This window comes from Streptomyces sp. NPDC079020 (assembly GCF_044542225.1).
GTDB lineage: Bacteria > Actinomycetota > Actinomycetes > Streptomycetales > Streptomycetaceae > Streptomyces.
The window spans coordinates 50,824-68,249 of record NZ_JBITUB010000002.1; the positions used below are offsets into that span (position 1 = coordinate 50,824).

Annotated in this window: 12 protein-coding genes; 2 read left to right on the top strand and 10 right to left on the bottom strand. The window is 71.9% G+C overall.

Translation table 11 applies throughout. From position 1 onward, the window contains the following. Positions 1 to 25: 25 nt before the first annotated feature. The gene (locus tag ACIGJO_RS04250) at positions 26 to 952 is read right to left on the bottom strand and encodes a proline dehydrogenase family protein (protein WP_399951871.1); all 927 of its coding nucleotides are present in this window, start codon (positions 950 to 952) and stop codon (positions 26 to 28) included. Between the two features lie 181 nt (positions 953 to 1,133). Here ACIGJO_RS04250 and ACIGJO_RS04255 point away from each other — a divergent pair, with 181 nt between their 5' ends. Next, positions 1,134 to 2,282, top strand: coding sequence for a PucR family transcriptional regulator (locus ACIGJO_RS04255; RefSeq protein WP_399951874.1), 1,149 nt, complete (start codon positions 1,134 to 1,136; stop codon positions 2,280 to 2,282). Positions 2,283 to 2,346: 64 nt separating this feature from the next. Here the strand turns inward: ACIGJO_RS04255 and ACIGJO_RS04260 are convergent, their stop codons facing one another. The 4 genes from ACIGJO_RS04260 to ACIGJO_RS04275 all read right to left on the bottom strand — a co-directional run bounded on the left by ACIGJO_RS04260 (position 2,347) and on the right by ACIGJO_RS04275 (position 7,267). Next, positions 2,347 to 3,390 (bottom strand): FAD-dependent oxidoreductase, encoded by a 1,044-nt coding sequence (locus ACIGJO_RS04260; protein ID WP_399951877.1) that lies wholly within the window; start codon positions 3,388 to 3,390, stop codon positions 2,347 to 2,349. Between the two features lie 31 nt (positions 3,391 to 3,421). After that, the gene (locus tag ACIGJO_RS04265; RefSeq protein ID WP_399951880.1) at positions 3,422 to 3,958 is read right to left on the bottom strand and encodes a hypothetical protein; all 537 of its coding nucleotides are present in this window, start codon (positions 3,956 to 3,958) and stop codon (positions 3,422 to 3,424) included. Further along, the gene (locus ACIGJO_RS04270; RefSeq protein WP_399951882.1) at positions 3,955 to 4,707 is read right to left on the bottom strand and encodes a hypothetical protein; all 753 of its coding nucleotides are present in this window, start codon (positions 4,705 to 4,707) and stop codon (positions 3,955 to 3,957) included. The genes ACIGJO_RS04265 and ACIGJO_RS04270 overlap by 4 nt, the downstream gene beginning before the upstream one ends. Before the next feature lie 73 nt (positions 4,708 to 4,780). Then, complete coding sequence (locus ACIGJO_RS04275) at positions 4,781 to 7,267, bottom strand: Tox-REase-5 domain-containing protein (RefSeq protein WP_399951885.1); 2,487 nt, start codon at positions 7,265 to 7,267, stop codon at positions 4,781 to 4,783. A 501-nt stretch (positions 7,268 to 7,768) separates the two neighbouring features. Between ACIGJO_RS04275 and ACIGJO_RS04280 the strand changes: the two genes are divergently transcribed. Next, the gene (locus ACIGJO_RS04280; RefSeq protein ID WP_399951888.1) at positions 7,769 to 8,806 is read left to right on the top strand and encodes a helix-turn-helix domain-containing protein; all 1,038 of its coding nucleotides are present in this window, start codon (positions 7,769 to 7,771) and stop codon (positions 8,804 to 8,806) included. Positions 8,807 to 8,884: 78 nt separating this feature from the next. On the opposite strand, the gene serA is transcribed toward ACIGJO_RS04280, so the two are convergent. The 5 genes from serA to ACIGJO_RS04305 all read right to left on the bottom strand — a co-directional run bounded on the left by serA (position 8,885) and on the right by ACIGJO_RS04305 (position 17,361). Next, positions 8,885 to 10,477, bottom strand: a complete 1,593-nt coding sequence (serA, locus tag ACIGJO_RS04285) for a phosphoglycerate dehydrogenase (RefSeq protein ID WP_399951891.1) — start codon at positions 10,475 to 10,477, stop codon at positions 8,885 to 8,887. A 301-nt stretch (positions 10,478 to 10,778) separates the two neighbouring features. Then, positions 10,779 to 11,780 carry a ketol-acid reductoisomerase gene (gene ilvC / locus ACIGJO_RS04290; RefSeq protein ID WP_399951894.1) on the bottom strand — a complete coding sequence of 334 codons (1,002 nt, stop codon included), beginning with the start codon at positions 11,778 to 11,780 and terminating at the stop codon, positions 10,779 to 10,781. 114 nt (positions 11,781 to 11,894) lie between these two features. Continuing rightward, the gene (gene ilvN, locus ACIGJO_RS04295) at positions 11,895 to 12,422 is read right to left on the bottom strand and encodes an acetolactate synthase small subunit (RefSeq protein ID WP_073727039.1); all 528 of its coding nucleotides are present in this window, start codon (positions 12,420 to 12,422) and stop codon (positions 11,895 to 11,897) included. A gap of 22 nt (positions 12,423 to 12,444) precedes the next feature. Next, positions 12,445 to 14,316, bottom strand: coding sequence for an acetolactate synthase large subunit (locus ACIGJO_RS04300; RefSeq protein WP_399951896.1), 1,872 nt, complete (start codon positions 14,314 to 14,316; stop codon positions 12,445 to 12,447). 216 nt (positions 14,317 to 14,532) lie between these two features. Continuing rightward, complete coding sequence (locus ACIGJO_RS04305) at positions 14,533 to 17,361, bottom strand: putative bifunctional diguanylate cyclase/phosphodiesterase (protein WP_399951899.1); 2,829 nt, start codon at positions 17,359 to 17,361, stop codon at positions 14,533 to 14,535. Positions 17,362 to 17,426 lie beyond the last annotated feature (65 nt).

Here is a 17,426-nt window from a genome sequence, read left to right on the forward strand (position 1 = left end):
GGATGGGGTTCGGCCGGGGGGTGGGTCAGCCCTTGGTGAGGACGGAGCGGGCGAAGAAGAGCAGATTGGCCGGCTTCTCCGCGAGGCGGCGCATGAAGTATCCGTACCAGTCGGTGCCGTAGGCCGTGTAGACCCGCATCCGGTGGCCCTCGGCCGCGAGCCGGACGTGCTCGTCGCTGCGGATGCCGTACAGCATCTGGAACTCGTACTCATCGAGTTTGCGCCCCGCCTTGCGGCCCAGCTCCTGGCTGATGGCGATGAGCCGCGGGTCGTGGGACCCGATCATCGGGTAGCCCTCGCCCTCCATGAGGATCTTCACGATGCGGACGTACGCCTTGTCGATCTCGGCCTTGTCCTGGTACGCCACGGAGGCGGGCTCCTTGTAGGCGCCCTTCACGATGCGGACCCGGCTGCCGGCGGCGGCCAGGCGACGGGCGTCGTCCTCCGTGCGGAACAGGTAGGACTGGATCACGCATCCGGTCTGCGGGAAGTCCTTCCGCAGCTCCTCGTGGATGGCGAACATCGAGTCGAGGGTGGTGTGGTCCTCTGCGTCCAGGGTAACCGTGGTGCCGATCGCGGCGGCGGCCTCGACGACCGGGCGGACATTGGCGAGGGCCAGCTCGTGGCCGCCCTCCAGCGCCTGGCCGAACATGGACAGCTTCACGGACATCTCGGCCCTGGTGCCCAGGCCGAGCTCCTTGAGGCGGCCGACCAGCTCCAGGTACGCGTCACGCGCGTCGGTGGCCTGCCCGGGGGTGGTGATGTCCTCGCCCACCACGTCCAGCGTGACCTCAAGGCCCTTGCCCGCGGCATCCTGGATGATCGGGACGACCTGGTCGACGGTCTCACCGGCGATGAAGCGGTCGACGACCTGCTTGGTGCCGGGCGCGGCCGAGATGAACCGGCGCATCCTGTCGCTGCGCGACGCGGCGAGAATCACGGGACCCAGCACGGGGCACCTCCACGGAAAGTACGTACGAACGGCCGTACCGGGACGAAGAGAACCGAAGCGGTACGACACGGAGAACCACCGTGAAATCTAGGGATCTCTCCGATCCTGTGCCATCGACAGCTGTCACGCATCTGTGGCCACGACCTCAGACATCTGTCTGAAGGGGTGCGAGAATGGCCGGGTGAAGGGCGATTACCAGGAACTGGTCGACGAGATCTCCACCCTGCTCGATGCCCCGGCCACCCTGGAGGACCGGGACTTCGCCCTGGTCGCCTTCGGCGCGCACGACAGCGACGACGACACGGCCATGGACCCCGTCCGGACGCGCTCGATCCTGACCCGGCGCTCCACCCCGGCGGTCCGGGCCTGGTTCGAGGGCTTCGGCATCACCCGGGCGACCGGGCCGGTGCGGATTCCGGCCGCGCCGGAGGCCGGGGTGTTCCGGAGCCGGATCTGCCTCCCGGTACGCCATCGGGGTGTCGTGCTCGGCTATGTCTGGCTGCTCGACACGGACCCCGGTCCGACCGACGAGCAGCTGGGCGCCGCGATGGACGTGGCGGCCCGGATCGGGGCGCTGCTCTCCGACGAGGCGCGGGCGGGCACGGACCTGTCGCGGGAGTTCGGCGCGGTCCTCACGGCGGAACGCGGCTGGCAGCGCGACATGGCCGTGGCCGCACTGCGCGAGGCGCTCGGCCCGGACGCGGACGGCCTGCACACCGTGGTGTGTGTGACGCCGTGGGCGGACGACACCCCCTCGGTACGTACGGTCCCCTCGGCGGCGGCCCTCGCGGCGGTGCCCTCCCCGTCCGGTGCGGGCACCCTCTCCCTGGCGGCCCTGGTACGGCTGCGCTCCGCCGGTCACCTGGACCCGGCCACGAGCGCCGCCGACCGGCTCCGCAGCGCGGCGGGCGCGTCCGCCGCGGGTGGCATCGCCCGGCCGCGGCACGGCCTGGCCGAGCTGGCCGGCTCCTGGCACGAGGCGGCGTCGGCGGCCCGCGCGGCGACGGCAGAGAATCGTTTCGGCCCGGTCGCCGAGTGGTCGGCCATCGGCCCGTACCGCCTGCTGACCGCGCTCCCCCGGACCCCGGACAGCACCCCTGACCCGGCGGTCGTCACGCTGCTGACCCCGCCGCACACGGAACTGGCCAGGACCGCCGAGGTGTTCCTCGACTGCGCGGGCCAGGCGAGCCGGACGGCGGCGGAGCTGGGCATCCACCGCCAGACCCTCTACTACCGCCTCTCGCGGGTCCAGCAGCTCACCGGCCTCGACCTGAACGACGGCGAGGACCGGCTCCTGCTGCACATGGCGCTCAAGGGGGCCCGGCTGTGAGCGGCGGGCGGAGCCGGGTACGCCGCGGCTGTGAGCGGCGCGGCGGGGCCGGGTCCGTGCCCGCTCAGCCCGGCAGCAGGCGGACCAGCGAGTCGCGCAGGCCGGTGCGGCCGGTGGTCATGAAGCGGTGCAGGCCGCGGGAGCCGAACGCGACCCGCTGGGCGCTGCGGCGGCGTTCCGCGTCGTAGCCGCGCAGGGCGGCGGGCAGTGCGGCCCTGCCGTGCCGGGCGACGTTCCGGGCCAGGGCCTCCGCGTCGAGGATCGCCGTGCACGCGCCCTGGCCCAGGTTGGGCGTCATGGCGTGCGCGGCGTCGCCGACCAGCGCGACCTTCCCGGCGCGGACGAAGGCGGGCAGGGCCGGGAACAGGTGCCGCATCCGGTAACTGATCCAGCCGGCCGGGTCGGTCCCGGACAGGATGCGCGGGATGGGGTCGTGCCAGCCCTCGAAGTACGCCCGCAGTTCCCCGGCGGGGACGGTCCCGGGGACGGTGGCGTACCAGTTGGTGCGGCCGGGCTCGACCGGCGTCATGCCGAAGAAGCGGCCGCTGCCCCAGGTCTCGCCGTGGATGCCGCTCTCGAAGCCGGCGGTACCGATCCAGGCGACGGTCCCCACATCGCGCGGGCCGCTGCGCTCACCGAAGTACGCGGCGCGCACGACGCTGTGGATGCCGTCGGCGCCCACCACCAGGTCATGGCCGGCCACCAGCGCCTCGACGTCGAAGACGTTCTCCCCGTACGTGAGCGGTACGTCCCCGAAGGCGTCCAGCGCGGCCAGCAGGGCGTCGATCAGATGGGGCCGCGAGATCAGCAGCTCGGGGCGGCCGGCCTGCCGCTCGATCCGCTCCAGCGGGAGGCTCGCCAGCACTCTGCCGTCCGGGGTGCGGATCCGCGCTTCCCGGTAGGGGACCGCCCGGCCGCCGAACGCCGCGTCCACGCCCAGGCGTTCGAGCGCGGACTGCGCGGTGGGGTGGATGCCGAGCGCGGTGCCGTAGCGCGCCGTCTCCGTCCGCCGCTCGACGACCGAGACCGACCACCCCGCGCGGCGCAGTCCGATCGCCGTCGTCAGCCCGCCGATTCCCGCTCCGACGACCACTGCCGTTCCGGTCATTGCGGCCTCCCAGCCCATCCGTCCCGGCGGCTCAGTGCGCCGCGTCGGGCAGTTCCGTGACCGGCCGGTCACTGACGAGGGCCGCCATCACCAGCGGCGCGTCCCCGTCACTGTGCCCGACGCTCACCCCGATCCAGCGGTCCGGCACACCTGCGGGCACCGGCACCGGGCCCCATACGGCCAGGTCGCCGTAGAGGTCCTCACCGAGCAGCGCGTCGAACAGCGGCGGCAGGGGCGCGCCGTCCTGCTTCCGGAACAGCGGCACATGCATCGGCACCGACCGGTGCGCGCCCCACCGGGCGTCCAGCTCCATGACGAGGGCGGCGAGGTGGGCCTCGGACGCCTCCTCGGCGTCGTTCCACTCGGGGGCGTACACCCCGGTGAGCGGGTCGCCCTCCCAGAGCGGGACGATCCGGAAGCCCGCGCCGCCGGTCGCCGTCCACTCGCCGGTGTCCGGGTCGCCCTCCCCCGCCGTGGGCCCGGTGGCCGGTACGGGGCCCGCCAGCAGGTCCTCGATGTCGCGGACGGCCCGTGCCGTGTCGAACGGCTCGCCGGAGCGGGCGCTCACAGCGTGGCCCGGTCCATCGGGCGGGGCAGCGGGCGCAGTGCCCCGGCCTCGCGCAGCCGCTCGTAGGCGCGGACCACCGCGTCGGTGTCGCCGGGCTCCGCGATGCGCAGGAGCACACCGCCGCCGGGCAGTTCCTCGCGGGACGCCTTCAGTTCGTCCGGCACCAGCGCGGCGCGGCCCGGGGAGAGCTGGCCGATCCGGCCGACCAGGGGGTCGCCCACCGAGTGGTCCGCGTCGTCCTCCAGCGCGTCGAGCAGATCGTCGTCGCTCACATCGCCGAAGTCCGGCTCCCACACCCGGGCGAGCGCGGCCAGCAGCGCGGCCTCGGGGACCGCCGCGTCGTCCGGCGCATGGAGGGTGATCACGAACGACTGGAGCAGGAACTCGGGGGCGCCGCCCGCCAAGCCGCTGATCTCGGTCCGCCAGCCGGGGCCGCCCGTGCGGGCGAGCCGCAGTCCGGTACCGGTGACATCGGACCAGTCGTCGGCCGTCTGTGCCGTGAGCAGGGCCGCGAGCAGGGCGTCCTCCGTCGCCGGGATCTCCGTGCCGGGTCCGGACGGGTGGATCTGCCGCCACCCACCCGCCCGACCCGCGCCTTCCCGATCCGTGCCTTCCCGGCCCGCGCCGGCCGGCGGACCGGCCGCCGGGAGCAGCTCCGTGAGCTCGTCCAGCACGCGCTTCCAGCGTCCCGCCAGCGCCCGGGCCGACTCCGGCCTGGGCCCCCAGAAACCCCGCACTACCCGTCGCATCCGCTTTTTCCTCCGTCGACCGTCGTCCGTCGGACGTGGCCCCCGGCCGGGCCGGGGCACCACGCCGAGCAGGCTACTCGTCGAAGGCACCCGGTTTCCTGGTGCTGTCGTTCGGCTTCGGCTTGCTGTAGACGACCTTGATCGGCAGCCCCTCGTCACGGAACGCCTTGCGGGCCGCCTTGGCGACGTCCGGGTCGGAGAAGTGCCACTCGACGGCGCGTCCGCCGGACGCCTCGACCTGGGACCGCGCCTCGGTGACGAACTTGTCCCGGCCCGACTGGGTGAGGGTGCCGCTGTCCGTCTTCGAGAGGTAGCTGCCGTAGCCGTTCTTGGCCTCCAGGAAGGTCTGCCGGCCGGAGTCCCAGCCGTCGTACTCCACGGCGGGCTTGCCCTCCTTGGGGTGCGGTACGACGTACTCCTGGCCGCGGTTGGTCCCGGTGACCTGCTCCTGGTAGCGGAGCCAGGACTCGTTCTTCCAGTTGGGCGCCGGGTTGCGGTCGCGGCTGGCCCAGTAGCCGTCGCCGAGGTCCGCGTCGCCGAGCGTGCGGTCCTTCAGGTCGTCGGCCCAGGAGGGCGGGTTGTAGTTGCGCGGGTCGGAGGTGTCGTTGCGGTTGGCCTCGGGGTACTGCTTCTTCTCCAGCTCGGCCTTGCGCGCCCGCTCCGGTTCCTCCAGCCGCTTCTGGTCCAGGTGGGCGGCGCGTTCCTGGTCGCGGGCCTCCTTGGCCTTGGCCTTGGCCGCCTCGTCGCACCCGCCGTCCGCGAGGACGACGCGGCCGGTGGATCCGGAGGCCAGTACGCCGGTGCCGGCACCGGCGACCCCGGTGGGGCCGCCGCCTCCGGTGGAGCCGCCGTACCGCACCAGGGGCGGCCCGGACGCGATGACACAGCCGGTCCTGCGGGCCGCGTCCTCGGCCGCGTCGGCGGCGTCGTCGGCCTCCTTCGCCGCCTTGCGGACCCCGTCGAGGTCCCCGAGGTCGGCGGCCTTGCGGGCGCGGCGCGCGGCGGCGCCCGCGTCCCCGGCGGCCTCGGCCACCTGCTCGGCGATCTTGCCCAGTTTGCCGAGCTTGCCGACCTTGCCGACGACCTTCGCGACGTCGTAGCCGGGGATGAACAGGGAACCGATGTTCCAGACGACGTCCGTGACGGCCCGGGTCTTCTCACCGTTGTTCCAGCGCTCGCGGACCTCGTCGCCGACGAACACGTCGTCGGCGACCTTGCCCACGGTGTTGCCGGAGGCCGTGGTCCAGTCCCAGATGGCGCCGAGGTAGTCGCCGTCGTCCCACTTGGCGCCGGCGCCCTTGGAGTCCTGCATCCACTGGTCGCCGAGCTGGCTGCCGTAGTCGGCGATGCCGGACCAGGTCTCCGGCTTGAAGAGATCGATGATGCCGGTGACATCGCCCCAGATACCGTCGACCGCGACGCCCTTGACCACCTGGGTCGTCCGGTCCCAGGCGCATCCGAAGAAGCCCCAGCCGCCGCAGTCCTCCTTCTCCCCGGCCTGGTCGCCGCCGCCGTTCCCGGCCTCGTCGTCGCCCTCGGAGGCCACGGGCCGGTCGTAGTCGGCCTCCGGCTCCTCGCCGCCCTCGGGGAAGGTGTCCTCACCGGTGCCCGGACGGCCGTCGTCGTCGGGGCCGCCCGTACCGCCGGACGAACCGCCGGTCGCCTCACCGCCGCCCGTACCGGTGCCGGACGTGTCGCCGCCCGTACCGCCCGTGGAGCCGCCCTCCGTGCTGCCGGAGGAGCCGCCGGACGAGCCGCCGGTGGCGCCGTCCGTGCCCCCGGTGGAGCCGGTGCCGCCCGTGATGGTCGAGCCCTCCGTACCCCCGGTGGAGCCGCCGTCCGCGCCCTCGGCGGAGCCGCCCTCCGTACCTCCGGTGGCACCCTCCGTACCGCCGCCGGCCTCCACCGATCCGCCCCCGGACACCGGGCACGACGAACCGGTGAGCGAGCAGATCGCCGACTGGAGGCCCTCGGTGATACGGCCGCCGAGGCCGCCCACCGTCATCGCCCCGATGAGGGCGACGACGATCAGGACCAGGCCCAGGTACTCCAGGGCCGACTGCCCCCGGTCCCGCCGCCAGGTGATCATGTGCGGGAGCGAGAACCTGGGCTTCTCCCCCCGCTGGCCCTGCGGCAGCAGGAACCACGCGCGGCTCTGCTTCCGGGTGAGGAACACCAGGATCAGTACCGGGAGGAACAACTGGGTGAAGCCGTGCGCCGATCCGTCACCGATGTTGGCCACGCCGCCCAGGACCAGCCACACCTGGAGGGCCGTCAGCCCCCACCACACCCGCTTGCCACCGGTCCGGACGTGCCGGGCCAGCAGCAGGGCGAGGGCCCCGGGAGCGGAGGCGTACAGCAGGACGCCGAGTACCTGCGCGCCCATCGCGTCGGCGGAGAGCGCCGAGCCGAACAGCCCGAGTCCGCCGATGACCGTCGCACCGAACAGCACGACGAGCAGGACGCGTGCCGTGGCGAGCGGGCGGGGCAGCTCACGCCGCGCCGGCCCGTGTGCCGGAGCGGCCGCTCCTGACATGGGTATGCCACCGATCGCAGACATACGTGCCCCCAACCCCCGCTGTCAGTGAGCGACATGACAACCGCCCACGCTAGGGCCGGGGCCCCTGCCGCGTCGTGGGTCCCAGGGCCCAACCCCGGGCCCATCCCGCCCCGTTGCCCCACGCGGCACGGGCCGGGTCCATCGCGGTGACGGACCCGGCCCGGCCGGTGCGGCGGGGCCGGCCTGGCACCGGCCGTCCCTGCCGTCCCTGCCGCGCCTGCCGCCCATGCCGCCGGTTGCACCCGCACCGCCCGCACCGCCCGCACCGCCCGCACCGCCCGCACCGCCCGCACCGCCCGCACCGCCCGCACCGCCCGCACCGACGGTGACGTTGTCCGCACGGCGTACGTCGCCGATGTCGCCCGATGTCTGCCGTTGTGACAGGGCTGCGACAATGGGCATTCCCGGCGGGTCCACGCCATTGGCAGGAACTCGACACCACGACGACGGCGAGCAGTTGCCGGCAGTCGCGCCGGGACCGGTACAGAAGGGGTGGACACCGTGCTGGGCAGGCTGGGCATGTCTCCGCAGGACGAGGAGCTGTATCGCGCGCTCGTCGCACACGGCCCTCTCACCGCCGCCGACGCGGCGCGGCTCTGCGGGACCGGGCGGGAGCGGACCGAGCGGGTGCTGGCCTCGCTGCGCGAGTCGGGCCTGGTCTCGGCCCGGACCGGGCTCGGCGGGAACGTCGGCGAACTGTGGGAGCCGGCGCCTCCCGCACTGGCCCTCGGCGCCCTGCTCGCGATCCATCAGGACGAGCTGCGCTCACTGGCCGGCGAGATCACCGAACTCGACGGAACGTACCGGGAGTCCGGCGGGCACCGGGGCGAGAGCGGGGCCATCGAGATCCTGCACGGACGCGACACCATCGCACACCGCTTCATCCAGATGCAGCAGGGGGCGCGCAGCGAACTGCTCTGCTTCAGCAAGGGTCTCCCGGTGGCCGTGACGGGCCAGGACAATCCGGGCGACGGCATCGCGATGGCCCGTGGGGTACGGGCCCGGCTGCTGGTGTCGAAGGACGCGCTGGAAGCCATGCCGGACAACCTGCGCGAGGGCATCAGTCACGGCATGGAGATCCGGGTGGCGGACGAGCTGCCGACCAAACTCCTGGTGGTGGACCGCAGAATGGCGCTGCTGCCCCTGCTGGCCGACCCGGCCCGGCTGCACGACCGGGCGGTCATCGTCCATGCCTCGGGCATCGTCGCGGCCCTGGCCGGGCTCTTCGATCAGGCGTGGGCCCGGTCCCGTCCGCTGCCGGCCGAGTGGCGCGGCGAGGACGACACGGCGGTGCTCGGGCTGATGCTCGGCGGGCTCACCGACGAGGCGATCGCGCAGCGTCTGGGCGCGTCGGCGCGTACGGTGCAGCGCCGGATCAAGCGTCTGATGGACCGGGCCGGGGCGACGACCCGCTTCCAACTCGGCTGGTACGCACGGGACATGGGGTGGGTGACGGCTCCGGAACCCGGCCCGGCCACCGCTCCCGGTCCGGCCGCGGGCACGGGGCCCCGTCCCGCGGACACCGCCCCGGCCCCCTGACGCACCGTACCCGGCAGGTGGACGCGCGCGGGGCGTTCGTCCACCTGCCGGGTACGGTGTCCGGCCGACGTACGGCGGTCAGTCGGTGAGGTTCACCGAACGGGCCGAGGAGGCGCCGATCTCCACGGAGATCTCGTTCAGCACGGACTGCGGGACGTTGTCGTCGACGGTGAGCACGACGAGCGCCTCGCCGCCCACGTCGGCCCGCGAGACCTGCATGCCCGCGATGTTCAGCCCGGCCTCGCCGAGGATCTTGCCGACCGCGCCGACGACCCCGGGACGGTCCTGGTAGCGCAGCACGACCATGTGGTCGGCCAACGCCAGGTCGACATCGTGCTCGCCGATGGCCACGATCTTCTGGAGGTTCTTCGGGCCGGCCAGCGTGCCGGAGACCGCGACCTCCTCGCCGCTCGACAGCGTGCCGCGGACCGTCACCACATTGCGGTGGTCGGGCGACTCGGAGCTGGTGGTGAGGCGGACCTCGACACCGCGCTCCTGCGCGAAGAGCGGGGCGTTGACGTAGCTCACGGTCTCGTCGACGACGTCCTCGAAGACGCCCTTGAGCGCGGAGAGTTCCAGCACCTTCACATCGTGCTGGGTGATCTCGCCGTACACCTCGACGTCGAGACGGGCCGCCACCTCGCCCGCGAGGGCGGTGAAGATGCGGCCGAGCTTCTCGGCGAGCGGCAGTCCGGGGCGTACGTCCTCGGCGATCACACCGCCCTGGACGTTGACCGCGTCCGGCACCAGCTCACCGGCGAGGGCGAGACGCACGGACCTGGCGACCGCGATGCCCGCCTTCTCCTGGGCCTCGTCGGTGGAGGCGCCGAGGTGCGGGGTGCAGACGACCTGGTCGAACTGGAACAGCGGGGAGTCCGTGCAGGGCTCCTTGGTGTACACGTCCAGACCGGCACCCGCGACGCGGCCCTCCTTGAGGGCGGAGGCCAGCGCCTCCTCGTCGACGATGCCGCCGCGCGCGGCGTTGACGATGCGCACCGAGGGCTTCACCTTGTGCAGCGCCTCGTCACCGATCAGGCCGAGCGTCTCGGGGGTCTTGGGCAGGTGGACGGTGATGAAGTCGGCGACCTCCAGCAGCTCGTCCAGGCTGAGGAGCTTGACGCCCATCTGCGCGGCACGGGCCGGCTGCACATAGGGGTCGTACGCGACGATCTTCATGCCGAAGGCCGACATGCGCTGGGCGACCAGCACACCGATCCGGCCGAGGCCGACGACGCCGAGGACCTTCTCGCTGAGCTCGACGCCCGTGTACTTGGAGCGCTTCCACTCGCCGTTCTTCAGGGCGGTGTTGGCCTGCGGGATGTTGCGCGCGGTGGCGACGAGCAGGCCGCAGGCCAGCTCGGCCGCGGTGACGATGTTGGAGGTCGGGGCGTTGACGACCATCACGCCGGCCTTGGTGGCCGAGGAGACGTCGACGTTGTCCAGACCGACGCCGGCCCGTGCGACGACCCGGAGCTTCTTCGCGGCGGCGATGGCCTCGGCGTCGACCTTGGTGGCGGAGCGCACCAGGATGGCGTCGACATCAACGATCGCGGGGAGGAGCTGGGCGCGGTCCGCGCCGTTGCAGTGCCGGATCTCGAAATCCGGACCCAGGGCGTCGACCGTTGCGGGCGACAGCTCTTCAGCGATGAGTACGACAGGTTTCGAGCTCACGTGAGTCCTCACAAGTCCAGTGCGGACGGCCGTCCCGACGGCCGCAGGCGGTGGAGGGGCTAGCCGCGTGGTAGACGCACGACACTGTGGGCCCTGACGCGTGTATGGGGAGAAGTGTAGTCATGCGGCGGAGCGCATACTGCGCCCCGGTGGAAGGATCACCCGCACGAGGGTGGACATGGTGTACACACGTGCGGTGCCGCCCCTCCCCACCGCCTCTTCCCGCAGTGACACGGGGGTGGTGAGGCGGACGGTGCTGCCGCGGGGCGGGCCCGGTGGGGCCCGCCCCGCGGCGGAGGACCTACGCTTCCTCGTCGTTCACCCAGCTCATGAGCTTGCGCAGCTCACGGCCGGTGGTCTCCAGGAGGTGGTCGCTGTCGGCCTTCTTGTACTCGTTGTACTTGGGCAGACCGTTGTGGTACTCGGCCATCCAGGCCTTGGCGAAGGTGCCGTCCTGGATCTCGGCGAGGACCTTCTTCATCTCGGCCTTGGTGGCGTCCGTGATGATCCGCGGGCCGGTGATGTAGTCGCCCCACTCGGCGGTCTCCGAGATGGACCAGCGCATCTTCTCCAGGCCGCCCTCGTACATGAGGTCCACGATGAGCTTCAGCTCGTGCAGGCACTCGAAGTACGCGATCTCCGGCTGGTAGCCGGCCTCGGTCAGGGTCTCGAAACCGGCCTTGACCAGGGCGGCGGTGCCACCGCAGAGGACGGCCTGCTCACCGAACAGGTCGGTCTCGGTCTCCTCGGTGAAGGTCGTCTTGATGACGCCGGCGCGGGTGCCGCCGATGCCCTTGGCGTACGAGAGGGCGAGCGCCAGACCGCTGCCGGAGGCGTCCTGCTCGACGGCCACGATGCACGGAACGCCGCGGCCCTCCTCGTACTGGCGGCGGACCAGGTGGCCGGGGCCCTTCGGGGCGACCATGCAGACGTCGACACCGGCCGGAGGCTTGATGAAGCCGAAGCGGATGTTCAGGCCGTGGCCGAAGAACAGCGCGTCGCCGTCCTTGAGGTTGTCCTTGATGGACTCCTCGTAGACCTGGGCCTGGATCGGGTCCGGGACGAGGATCATGATGACGTCGGCCTCGGCGGCGGCCTCGGCCGGGGTCACCACGCGCAGGCCCTGCTCCTCGGCCTTGGTCTTGGACTTCGAGCCCTCGTGCAGACCGACACGGACGTCGACGCCGGAGTCACGGAGCGACAGCGCGTGGGCGTGGCCCTGGCTGCCGTAGCCGATGACCGCGACCTTGCGGCCCTGGATGATGGACAGGTCGGCATCGTCGTCGTAGAACAGCTCGGCCACTGGGTCTTCTCCTTGGTGTGCAGGTGTTGCGTCCCACCGTACGGCGGGTGCGTCGTATTCGTTCTCGGGTCTCGCCATGCGAGCGGCGGACCGGCGGCCGGAACCGCCGGCCGGCTACGCCGTGCGGTCGAGTGCGCGCAGGGACCGGTCGGTGATCGAGCGCGCGCCGCGCCCTATGGCGATGGTGCCGGACTGGACCAGCTCCTTGATGCCGTACTGCTCCAGCATCTTGAGCATGGCCTCCAGCTTGTCGGCCCCTCCGGTCGCCTCGATCGTGACGGCCTCCGGGGAGACGTCCACGGTCTTGGCGCGGAACAGCTGGACGATTTCGACGATCTGGGACCGGGTCTCGCTGTCGGCGCGGACCTTCACCAGGACGAGCTCGCGCTGGATCGCAGCGGAGGGCTCGAGTTCGACGATCTTCAGGACGTTGACCAGCTTGTTGAGCTGTTTGGTCACCTGCTCCAGAGGCAGGTCCTCGACATTCACGACGATGGTGATGCGGGAGATGTCGGGGTGTTCGGTGGTACCGACCGCGAGCGAGTCGATATTGAAGCCGCGCCGGGAGAACAGGGCGGTGATCCGGGCGAGGACACCGGGCTTGTTCTCGACCAGGACGGAGAGCGTGTGCTTGCTGGACATGGAGTCGGTCTCTCTCTGTCTCTCAGTCGTCTTCGTTGTCGCCGAAGTCGGGGCGGACACCGCGGGCGGCCATGACCTCGTCGTTGGAGGTGCCGGCGGCGACCATCGGCCACACCATGGCGTCCTCGTGGACGATGAAGTCAATCACGACGGGGCGGTCGTTGATGGAGTTGGCCTCTTCGATGGCCTTGTCCAGGTCGGCCGGGTCCTCGCAGCGGATCGCGTAACAGCCCATGGCCTCGGACAGCTTGACGAAGTCCGGCACCCGGGTGCCCTTCGCCGGGACTCCGTCCGTGTCGGCGCCGGAGTGCAGCACGGTGTTGGAGTAGCGCTGGTTGTAGAACAGGGTCTGCCACTGGCGGACCATCCCGAGTGCGCCGTTGTTGATGATGGCGACCTTGATCGGGATGTTGTTGAGCGCGCAGGTGGTGAGTTCCTGGTTGGTCATCTGGAAGCAGCCGTCGCCGTCGATGGCCCAGACGGTGCGGTCGGGCATGCCGGCCTTGGCGCCCATCGCGGCCGGGACCGCGTACCCCATCGTCCCCGCGCCGCCGGAGTTCAGCCAGGTGGCGGGCTCCTCGTAGTCGATGAAGTGGGAGGCCCACATCTGGTGCTGGCCGACGCCCGCCGCGAAGATCGTGCCCTCGGGGGCGAGCTTGCCGATGCGCTGGATGACCTGCTGGGGGGAGAGGCTGCCGTCCTCGGGCAGGTCGTAGCCGAGCGGGTAGGTGTCGCGCCAGCGGTTGAGGTCCTTCCACCAGGACGCGTATCCCGTTCGGGCGGCCTCGCCGGTGTGGCCCTCGGTGTGCTCGGCCTGGACCGCCTGGACCAGGTCGGCCAGGACCTCGCGGGCGTCGCCCACGATCGGCACGTCGGCGGCACGGTTCTTGCCGATCTCGGCCGGATCGATGTCGGCGTGGATGATCTTGGCGTACGGGGCGAAGCTGTCCAGCTTGCCGGTGACGCGGTCGTCGAAGCGGGCTCCGAGGGCGACGATCAGGTCGGCCTTCTGCAGCGCGGTGACGGCGGTGACCGCACCGTGCATGCCCGGCATTCCGACGTGCAGCGGGTGGCTGTCGGGGAATGCGCCGAGCGCCATCAGCGTGGTGGTGACGGGCGCTCCGGTCAGCTCCGCGAGGACCTTCAGCTCGGCGGTGGCCCCCGCCTTGATGACACCGCCGCCGACGTACAGCACCGGGCGCTTGGCCTGGGTGATGAGCTTGGCGGCCTCACGGATCTGCTTGGCGTGCGGCTTGGTGACCGGACGGTAGCCCGGCAGGTCCAGGGTGGGCGGCCAGCTGAACGTCGTACGCGCCTGGAGGGCGTCCTTGGCGATGTCGACGAGGACCGGTCCGGGGCGGCCGGTGGAGGCGATGTGGAAGGCCTCGGCGATGGTGTGCGGGATGTCCTCGGCCTTGGTGACCAGGAAGTTGTGCTTGGTCACCGGCATCGTGATGCCGCAGATGTCGGCTTCCTGAAAGGCGTCCGTGCCGATGGCCTTGGAGGCGACCTGCCCGGTGATCGCGACCAGCGGGACCGAGTCCATGTGCGCGTCGGCGATCGGGGTGACCAGGTTGGTGGCGCCCGGTCCGGAGGTGGCCATGCAGACCCCGACCTTGCCGGTGGCCTGCGCGTACCCGGTGGCGGCGTGACCCGCGCCCTGCTCGTGGCGGACCAGGACGTGACGGACCCGGGTGGAGTCCATCATCGGGTCGTACGCGGGCAGGATGGCGCCGCCGGGAATGCCGAATACCGTGTCGGCGCCGACTTCCTCGAGAGAACGGATGAGGGACTGCGCGCCCGTGACGTGCTCAACGGTGACGGACGACGGTCCGCCGTTACGGGCGCGCGGCTGCGGGTGGTGGGCCCCGGTGGCCTGCTCGGTCATCGGCATTCTCTTCTCGAAGCTGAGGTTTTCACGGGTGTTTTGCAGCGTTTTGCGGGGTGTCGGTGCAACAAAAAACCCCTCGTGCCGTGAGGCAAGCGAGGGGAGCGCGCCGGTGCGGTCTGCAGAGTGTCATGGAGTGACCCTGCTTCAGCCGACGCGCTTTCCAAGTACGAGAATTCGGGTGCGCATGGCATTGACCCTCTCTCCGGCACGCATGACGTGTCAAGTGGGTGGGACGGGCGTCTCAGCATGTGATCCGGCGAGCAGCGGAATCGAGCCGCCCGCCAGGACGGGCCTGGCGGCGGGAGCACTGGGCACCGGGAAGTGTCCGCGGACCAGCACACGGCGCAGCCGGTACTCGTCCAGCGGGCCGGAGAAGGCCATTCCCTGCCCGTGCGTACACCCCATGGCGCGCAGGGCGAGGACCTGCTCCGGTACGTCCACCCCGTCGGCCACGGACTGCATGCCGAGGTCACAGGCGATCCGGAGTAACCCGCTCGTGATCTTGTGGAGCCGGGCGGACTCCACCACTCCTTCGACCAGACCGCGGTCCAGTTTCAGTACGTCGATGGGGAGCCGGCGCAAGGCGTTGATCGCGGCGTAACCGCTGCCGAAGCCGTCGAGCGCGATGCGTACGCCGAGCCGGCGCAGCGCGACCAGCCGCTGCTCCAGGTCGTCGAAGGAGACCCGCGGGTCACTGTCGGCGACCTCGATCATCAGCGCTCCGGACGGCAGGCCGTGCCGGGTGAGAAGCGCCTCGATGGAGCCGAAGGGCAGGGCCTTGTCCAGGAGCCGCCCGGCGGACAGCCGTACGGAGACCGAGACGGGGTGCCCGGCCCTGGCCCGCTCGGCGGCCTGCTCGACTGCCTCTTCGAGCAGCCAGCGGCCCAGCTCGGCGGTGCGGTCGCTGTCGTCGGGGACGCGCAGGAATTCGGCCGGCGTGAACAGGATGCCCTGTGCGGAGCGCCAGCGGGCCTGGGCGGCGACGGCGGCGACGGACCCGCTGGCGAGGTGGACGACGGGCTGGTGCAGCAGGGCGAACTCCCCGTCGCGCAGGGCGGTCCGCAGCCGTGCGGCCAGCTCGGAGCGGCGGACGACATCGGCCTGCATCTGCGGGGCGTACAGCTCGACGCGGTCCTTGCCGCCCGCCTTGGCGCGGTACATCGCGAGGTCCGCGTTACGCATGAGGTCGGTGGGGGTGATGGCCGGCTCGGCGAAGGCGACGCCGATGGAGGCCGCCACCCTGACCTCGCTGGTGCCGATGCGGTACGGCTGGGAGAGCGTGAGCCGCAGCCGGTCGGCGATCTCGTGGACCTGGTACTCCCGGGCGCCCTGGTCGCGGGTGCCGTCGCCGATGATGAGCGCGGCGAACTCGTCGCCGCCGAGCCGGGCCGCGGTGTCCGCGGCCCGTACGGAGTCCGCCAGCCGGCGGGCGGCCTGGATGAGGAGCTCGTCGCCCGCCTGGTGGCCGATGCTGTCGTTGACCGCCTTGAAGCCGTCGAGGTCGATGAACAGCACGGCGGTGCCCGGGTCGCCGGAGCGGCGGCCGCCGAGCGCCTGGCGCACCCGGGCGGTGAACAGGGCCCGGTTGGGCAGGTCGGTGAGCGGGTCGTGCTCGGCGTTGTGCTGCAACTGGGCCTGGAGGCGGACCCGCTCGGTGACGTCCCGGCTGTTCAGGAGAAGCCCGCCCTGGTGCCGGTTGACGGTGGACTCGACATTCAGCCAGTCGCCGGTGCCGGATCTGAACCGGCACTCGATCCGGGTGGTGGGCTCCTCGTGGGGCGGGGCGGCGAGGAACCGGCGCACCTCGTGGACCACCCGCCCGAGGTCGTCGGGGTGGATGATCGAGGCCAGCTCGCAGCCGACGAGGTCCTCCGCGTCCCGCCCGTACACCCCGGCGGCCGCGGGGCTGACGTAGCGGAGTATGCCGGTGGGCGCGGCGATCATGATGACATCGCTGGAGCCCTGCACCAGGGAGCGGAAGTGGTTCTCCTTCTGGGCCAGCTCCTGGGTGAGGGAGATGTTGTCCAGGAGCATGATCCCCTGCCGGACGACCAGGGCCAGGACGACCGTACAGCCGGTGAGGACCACCACCTGGTCCACCCGGCGGCCCTCGACCACGTTGTACAGGATGCCGAGGGTGCAGACGGCGGCGGCCAGATACGGCGTCAGCGCGGCCAGGGACCCGGCGATCGGGCGGCTCGTGGTGGCCCGCGGCTGGCCGTCGGACCGCTCCGCGTTGCGTGCGCTGCGCCGGGCGCCCCAGGGGGCGTAGGCCAGGAGCAGCGATCCGGCGAACCAGCCCGCGTCGAGCAGCTCGCCGGACCGGTAGGTGGAGCGGAGCAGCGGTGAGGTGAACACCGCGTCGCTCAGAACGGTCAGGGCGAGCGCGGCGATGGCCGTGTTCACCGCGGAGCGGTTGGCGTTGGCCCGGCGGAAGTGCAGCGCGAGCACCATGGAGACCAGCACGATGTCGAGCAGCGGGTAGGCCAGCGAGAGGGCCGCGCGGGCCACGCTGACGTCCTCGACGTGGGCCACCTGGGCGGTGTGGGCGAGGGCGAGGCTCCAGGAGAGCGTCAGCAGCGAGCCGCCGATCAGCCAGGAGTCCAGCGCCAGGCAGACCCAGCCGGCCCGGGTGACCGGGCGCTTGGCGAGGACGAGCAGCCCCACGATGGCGGGCGGCGCGAAGCAGAGGAAGAAGAGATCGGCCAGGGACGGGGTGGGCACCGGGAGCCCCAGCACCACCTCGTACCAGCCCCAGATCGCGTTGCCCCCGGCGGCCATCAGCGAGGACACCGAGAACAGCAGCCAGGCCGGCCGCAGTCGGCTGACGCTCGCGCGTGCGTAGAGGAAGCAGGAGACCGCGGCGATCATCGCGGCGATGCTGAGGCCGAAGTCGCCCATGACCAGGGCCAGTTCCGGTGAGCCCCAGCCGGTTGCCGCACCCACGCCGTACCCCGCGCAGACGATGGCCAGCAGGATCTGGGACAGCAGTCCCGTCCGGCCGCCGGCGACCTGCGGCCGGGTGAGCAGGGCCCCGAGGGCGCTCACCGGAGGGCTCCCCGGATCGGGCCCGGCACCCCCGGCTTCGGGCCCGGCGCCGGGCCTGTCCGGGA

Excerpts from the sequence above, each read along its gene's own strand:
- ilvN (WP_073727039.1), bottom strand. The coding sequence starts at position 12,422 with ATGTCCAGCAAGCACACGCTCTCCGTCCTGGTCGAGAACAAGCCCGGT.
- ACIGJO_RS04270 (WP_399951882.1), bottom strand. The coding sequence starts at position 4,707 with ATGCGACGGGTAGTGCGGGGTTTCTGGGGGCCCAGGCCGGAGTCGGCC.
- ACIGJO_RS04300 (WP_399951896.1), bottom strand. The coding sequence starts at position 14,316 with ATGCCGATGACCGAGCAGGCCACCGGGGCCCACCACCCGCAGCCGCGC.
- ACIGJO_RS04260 (WP_399951877.1), bottom strand. The coding sequence starts at position 3,390 with ATGACCGGAACGGCAGTGGTCGTCGGAGCGGGAATCGGCGGGCTGACG.
- ACIGJO_RS04275 (WP_399951885.1), bottom strand. The coding sequence starts at position 7,267 with ATGTCTGCGATCGGTGGCATACCCATGTCAGGAGCGGCCGCTCCGGCA.